Below are 4,021 nucleotides of genomic sequence, written 5' to 3'. Positions count from 1 at the left end.
ACACCGCAGGATTAAGTAACGACAGATAGGTGTCCATCCGGCGTGGGCCGCCTTGCCGAGTGAGCCAAAGTTTTGAGAACTGTCCTTATGGACGGTGATAAGCACAGTGCCCAGGTCGGGCGTCTTGAGGTGGTGGAGACGGGTCGGCGGCGACGCTGGTCCGAAGATGAGAAGCTCAAGATCGTCCTGGAGAGCTTGCAGGCGCCGCGCCAGGTTGCGGCGACGGCGCGGCGATACGGCGTTTCGCGGTCGTTGCTGCTGCGATGGCGCCGGTCATTTCGTGCCGAGCCGACGAATGCCGCACAGCCAATGGGCTTCGTGCCAGCGACAGTGGTCCCGGAAGCCGCGGCTGGTCCAGCCGGATCGGCCGGGGTCGGCGTGATCGAGATTGAGTTTGGCGCTGGCATTCGCATGCGGGTCACTGGCGCGGTCGATGCGGCGACACTGACCGCGGCATTGGCCGGGCTGACCAAGGGGCCGCGATGATCCCGATTGCGTCGGGCGTGCGGGTGTGGATTGCGACCGGCCACACCGACATGCGGCGCGGGATGAACTCGCTGGCGCTGCAGGTTCAGGAAGGTCTCAGGCGCGATCCGCACGGCGGCGATCTCTATGTGTTCCGCGGCAAGAGTGGCAAGCTGATCAAGATCCTTTGGCACGATGGACTGGGGATGTCGCTTTATGCCAAGCGGCTGGAGCGCGGCCGGTTCATCTGGCCGCAGGCCAGAGATGGCGCGGTGGTCATCACACCGGCGCAGCTGTCCTACATGCTCGAAGGGATCGACTGGCGCAATCCGATCCACAGCTTTCGTCCGCAAGCGGCAGGCTGACTGCGGCGCATTGACTCACGTCGCAGGATTGCACCAGCGAATCATGCGGTATTGTGATCCAGTCGGTGCATGGCGATGGATCCTGTTCCCGACGACACCGATGCGCTCAAGGCCGCGCTGATCGAAACACGCGCCAGGCTGTCGGGTGCGGAAGCGTTGATCGAGCATCTTCAGCTGGTGATCGCGAAGATGAAGCGCGCGATGTATGGGCCGCGCTCGGAGCGCAGTCAGCGTCTGCTCGATCAGTTGGAGCTCGAGCTCGAGGAGTTGGCCGCGGCGGTGGGCGAAGACGAGGCCAAGACCGATCGCGCGACGATCCAGGTTCAGAGCTTTGCGCGAGGCCAAGCCACACGTCGGGACTTCCCTGACCATCTGCCGCGTCGACGGATCGTGCACCCGGCTCCGAGCTGCTGCCCATCCTGCGGCGGCACCAGGCTGTCGAAGCTCGGGGAGGATGTCACCGAGACGCTGGATGTGGTGCCGCGGCAATTGTTCGTCACTGAGCATGTACGCGAGAAGTTCAGCTGCCGTGCCTGCGAGAAGATCACGCAGCCACCCGCGCCCTTCCACGTGATCGCGCGAGGCTTCGCCGGACCGAGCCTGCTGGCCATGATCCTGGTCGGCAAATACGCCGATCACCAGCCGCTCAACCGGCAGAGCGAGCAGTTTGCCCGCGAGGGCGTCGAACTCTCGGTCTCGACCATGGCCGACCATGTCGGCGCCTGCGCGGCGACATTGCTGCCGCTCTACGAGCTGATCAAGGCTCATGTGTTTGCAGCCGAGCGCATCCATGGCGATGACACCACCGTGCCGGTGCTGGCCAAGGTGAAGACGCGGACCGGGCGGCTCTGGACCTATGTGCGCGAGGATCGGCCCTTCGCCGGGCGCGCGCCGCCGGCCGCCGTGTTCTTCTACTCACCCGATCGCGAGGGCGCGCATCCCGCCCGACATCTCGCCGGCTACACGGGGATACTGCAGGCCGACGCCTATGGTGGGTTCAACGCGCTCTATGCGCCCGAGCGCAAGCCGGGTCCGATCACCGAAGCGCCGTGCTGGGCTCATGCGCGCCGCAAGTTCTTCGAGCTTGCAGATGTCGCATCCAAGGCGCGCGGCAGGAGCTCGGCCGTCATCTCGCCGATTGCGTTCGCGGCGGTGCAGAAGTTCGACGCCGTGTTCGCGGCGGAGCGCGCCATCAACGGACTGTCGCCCGCCGAGCGCCGGGCGGTGAGACAGCGGCAGATCGCTCCGCTGGTCGAGGAGCTGATCGCGTGGATGATGCGCGAGCGCGCCAGGCTCTCGCGCCACAACGACCTCGCCAAGGCGATCGACTACGTGCTCAAGCGCGTCGACGCGTTCACCCGCTTCCTGCAGGATGGCCGCATCTGCATCAGCAACAACGCGGCCGAGCGCGCCCTGCGCGCCATTGCACTCGGCCGCAGGTCATGGCTGTTCGCCGGCTCCGACCGGGGCGGCGAGCGCGCGGCCATCATGTTCACGCTGATCCAGACCGCCAAGCTCAACGACGTCGATCCGCAAGCCTGGCTTGCCGACGTCCTGGCTCGCATCAATGATCAGAACGTCAAACGTCTCGATCAACTGCTGCCCTGGAACTGGAAGGCTGCGGAAGCCGCGCTGGCCGCCTAGCAGCGGCTGATCCGATCATCGCCCGTCACTTGACCTGTGTGTGCCGATAATACGGCTTGACGGACCAGTTGACGAACCGTCCTTTGGACTCCGCTGCAAGAAGGTCCCTGAAGACCTTTGCCGGGACGGCCTGGTAGTCATAGGTCCAACCGCGGACGAAACGTATGCGCAACGTCCGCCGCTTGAGGTCATACCCCGCAGCCTCAATGCTTGACGACCGCATCCGATGCAGCCGAATTGCCTTCACACCTCGCCGCATCCACCCGATATGGCGATCCGGCCATGCCTCGTCCACCCAGCAGCCGGTTCCGGCCCGCTGTCGCTTCAACCGCGCCCTTCAACGAATGGATACGATCAAATCGATCGGATCGCGGTAGCCTGAGTTCGACCGCGCCGGTTCGCCTCATGCAACAGCGTTTTTACACGACCAAGACCCTTAGCCGACCTTGACGCCTACAGGCCGCGACGCGCGCATGACCTACGGAAGACAACGAATGATCTAGTAGACCCATTGGTGCCAGCGTGCACGAAACCAATCAAGCAATGCGCCACCAACATTTCTAGAGTGGTCGAGCCATTTGAAAGCCGGATGGTCGCCGGGCATCAGTTGGTTGATGACGTCCGGCATGATCGCCATCCCGTTATCACCGTTGGTCAAGATAACGACGGCGGAATGATCCGTCAGTGAGCCGACTACGAAGGCTTTGAAACCCTCGTTGTTGCCCCAATGGAAGAAAACGCCTGCATCTGGTTCAAGCCCCCAACCCAGACCCCATGCGACGTGCTGATCTGCCTCCTGGGCATCGGTTGTAATGCATTCGATGCAGTGCTGCCGAAGCCTGGCCTGGGGATCAAGCCATTGTTAGGCGGTATCGGGGTTAAGACGCGCGCCGAATAAGACCGCTTGCACGAAGCGAGCATAGTCCGCCGCCGTCGTATGCAGCGAGGAAGCACTTGTGGATTTTGCGGGCCGCCATTTTTTGCCTGGCGCGAATTGGGTGTTATGCGGACCCGCGAAGTCTGCCTCAAAATCAACCCGCCAGATATAGCTGGAGTGCCTCATTTCCAGTGGGTCAAAGACCAAACGCGTCACGACTTCATTTAAGGGTTGGCCGGTAATTTTCTCGACTACGCGCTGAAGCCAAACAAATCCCTCACCCGAATAGCTAAATCGTTCGCCCGGCGGAAAATATGTCTTGAGAGGGGTTGTGTCGCTACGCCAGTTTGGCAAACCGGATGATTGGCTAAGCACCTTGCGTACGGTCACGGAGGCGGCACGCGGATCGTCTTTGACGTAGTTGGGCACATACGTCGATAGAGGAGTGTCCAACGACAACTGTCCCCCATCGACAAGCTGCAACACGGCATAGGCAAAAACCGGCTTGGATAATGAAGCGGCTTCGAAGATCGTGTTCCCATCGACCGGGGTGGCTGTGGACGTGTCGCGTACACCGAGAGCTTTTGTTTCGACAATTTTTCCGTCGTGTATGACGGCAAAAGAAAGCCCAGGTACTCGGTGTTCTTTAAGTAGCTCCTCAAGATCTGCG

General features: G+C 62.1%; 6 protein-coding genes. 3 read left to right on the top strand and 3 right to left on the bottom strand.

Annotated features, from left to right (window positions below; translation table 11 throughout):
• Nucleotides 1-87 precede the first annotated feature (87 nt).
• From tnpA to tnpC, 3 genes are all read left to right on the top strand, one after another.
• Nucleotides 88-486: an IS66-like element accessory protein TnpA gene (tnpA, locus tag JOZ76_RS00580; protein WP_291696695.1), complete on the top strand. Its 399-nt coding sequence runs from the start codon at nucleotides 88-90 to the stop codon at nucleotides 484-486.
• Nucleotides 483-830 carry an IS66 family insertion sequence element accessory protein TnpB gene (tnpB, locus tag JOZ76_RS00575; RefSeq protein WP_291696694.1) on the top strand — a complete coding sequence of 116 codons (348 nt, stop codon included), beginning with the start codon at nucleotides 483-485 and terminating at the stop codon, nucleotides 828-830. The genes tnpA and tnpB overlap by 4 nt, the downstream gene beginning before the upstream one ends.
• Before the next feature lie 69 nt (nucleotides 831-899).
• On the top strand, nucleotides 900-2,474 hold the full coding sequence (tnpC, locus tag JOZ76_RS00570) for an IS66 family transposase (RefSeq protein ID WP_291696693.1): 1,575 nt from the start codon (nucleotides 900-902) through the stop codon (nucleotides 2,472-2,474).
• A gap of 25 nt (nucleotides 2,475-2,499) precedes the next feature.
• Here the strand turns inward: tnpC and JOZ76_RS38100 are convergent, their stop codons facing one another.
• From JOZ76_RS38100 to JOZ76_RS00560, 3 genes are all read right to left on the bottom strand, one after another.
• Nucleotides 2,500-2,697 carry a KTSC domain-containing protein gene (locus tag JOZ76_RS38100; RefSeq protein ID WP_366938525.1) on the bottom strand — a complete coding sequence of 66 codons (198 nt, stop codon included), beginning with the start codon at nucleotides 2,695-2,697 and terminating at the stop codon, nucleotides 2,500-2,502.
• A 276-nt stretch (nucleotides 2,698-2,973) separates the two neighbouring features.
• Nucleotides 2,974-3,102, bottom strand: a complete 129-nt coding sequence (locus tag JOZ76_RS00565; protein WP_291696692.1) for a hypothetical protein — start codon at nucleotides 3,100-3,102, stop codon at nucleotides 2,974-2,976.
• A gap of 234 nt (nucleotides 3,103-3,336) precedes the next feature.
• Nucleotides 3,337-4,021, bottom strand: a 685-nt coding sequence (locus JOZ76_RS00560) for a serine hydrolase domain-containing protein (protein ID WP_291696691.1), incomplete at its 5' end; no start/stop codon positions are given.

This window comes from Bradyrhizobium sp., from assembly GCF_019244115.1.
Lineage (GTDB): Bacteria > Pseudomonadota > Alphaproteobacteria > Rhizobiales > Xanthobacteraceae > Bradyrhizobium.
The sequence above is the reverse complement of the archived record's forward strand: the minus strand, read 5'-3'. Positions and strand labels throughout refer to the sequence as shown.